The following is a 1,558-nucleotide window of genomic DNA, read 5'->3' on the forward strand; positions in this document are numbered from 1 at the left end:
CGAGCGTGTACTGGATGTACTCGCTCGGTCCGACAACGCCGCGAGCGCGCGGGCCAGACGCCGCGGGCCAGACGCCACTTTGCGGACACGCCCTAGGGCGCGGGGATCTCCCTACGGTTTGACCCTTTTACCGCTGAGTGCCGGGCGCGTCCTGTGCGTATGCATGGGCGAGGCGCGCACGGACATTCGTCCCTGCGACGGCGGGACAGGGAGAGGCGGGACCGGCGATGGCACACAACTACCGGACAGAGAGCTACGGGCGGATCGGCGGCATCGGTACGGGCGGCGGCGGTGACCGGCCCGGCGGGCTGAAGGAGCTGGCGACGCGGCACGCGCTGCTGCCGCTGAGGCTCTTCCTCGGCATCACCTTCATCTACGCGGGCATCGACAAGCTCACCACCAGCGGCTTCTTCGCCGCGTCCGGGGCCGGTTCGGTCGGCGAGATGATGCACGGTGTACGGGACAGCGCGGCCATACCGGCACTGGTCGACCTCGCCCTCAAGAGCCCCTCGGGATTCGGCTACGCGATCGCCCTCGGTGAACTCGCCGTGGGCCTCGGCACGCTGTTCGGCCTGTTCGGGCGGGTCGCCGCACTCGGCGGTGCCTTCATCTCGCTGAGCCTGTGGCTGACCGTCAGCTGGCAGAGCACCCCGTACTACTACGGCAACGACCTCGCCTACCTCATGGCCTGGCTGCCGCTCGTGCTCGCCGGCACGCCCACCTTCTCGCTGGACGCCGTCCTCGCCGACCGCCGGCGCCGCATGCGGTAGTCGACCAGGGCCACCACCCCGGCCACCAGGAAACCGCAGAAGAGGACGGGGAAGACCGCGAACCACGGCGTCGGCCAGGCGCCCGCCGCGTCGCCCGCGTAGGCGACGGCCGCGCCGAGCACCGTCACGCCCGCCACCAGCCGTCCCGGCCTCAGCTCATGACGCGGCACGGCTGACCTCCACCTGTCCGAAACCGACATAGACGTCCAGCACGATCGTGCCGGCCGGGTCCGCGCCGGCGCGCGGCGCGAGCGTGCTGGTCTGTCTGTTGCCGAGGGAGATGTCCACGTCGTTCGGCGGCCTCCCCGGCAGCCTGAGGTCCCCGAGGCCCGCCTCGGCCCGTATGACCACCTTCGTCCCGCGCGGGACGACCACCTTCAACTGCCCGGCGCCGACCTCCGCGTGCGTACGGACCGTCCGCCCGGCCGGGACCGCCAAGCCGCCGAGATCGAGCGTGCCGACCCCGGAGCCGAGCTGGTAGCGGGGCTGTACGACGCCGTACGAGGCCGGTGTCCAGGTCTCGCGGCCCCACTCCGTGGTGATGTCCTTGGGGATCGAGGCGGACGCGGCGAGCAGGCCGCCCGTGACCACCGCGAGGAACAGCGTGCCCAGGCCCGTACGGCCCAGGAACGCGCTCACCGCGAGCCCGGCCCCGAAGACCGCGAGCGCCGCCGACAGGCCGATCTGGAGGCTCGTACCGAGAGGCTGGGTGTCCCACGACAGGCCCGTGCCGAGGCCGCCCGCGATCAGCGCCAGCAGGAAGACCGCGCCGCCGATGCCGCGCGGGC

2 protein-coding genes and 1 pseudogene are annotated in these 1,558 nt (G+C 72.3%); 1 reads left to right on the forward strand and 2 read right to left on the reverse strand.

From position 1 onward, the window contains the following. The first annotated feature begins 227 nt into the window (after positions 1 to 227). On the forward strand, positions 228 to 770 hold the full coding sequence (locus GT042_RS01235; protein ID WP_202532199.1) for a DoxX family protein: 543 nt from the start codon (positions 228 to 230) through the stop codon (positions 768 to 770). On the opposite strand, the gene GT042_RS01240 is transcribed toward GT042_RS01235, so the two are convergent. Next, entirely contained in the window at positions 677 to 940 is a 264-nt protein-coding gene (locus GT042_RS01240) for a hypothetical protein (RefSeq protein ID WP_161306836.1), read from the reverse strand. The two genes, GT042_RS01235 and GT042_RS01240, sit on opposite strands and share 94 nt — an antisense overlap. Further along, positions 927 to 1,558: pseudogene (locus tag GT042_RS01245) on the reverse strand (hypothetical protein); the annotation flags it as partial. The gene GT042_RS01240 and the pseudogene GT042_RS01245, both read right to left, overlap by 14 nt.

The sequence above is a fragment of the Streptomyces sp. SID3212 genome (assembly GCF_009865405.1).
GTDB lineage: Bacteria > Actinomycetota > Actinomycetes > Streptomycetales > Streptomycetaceae > Streptomyces.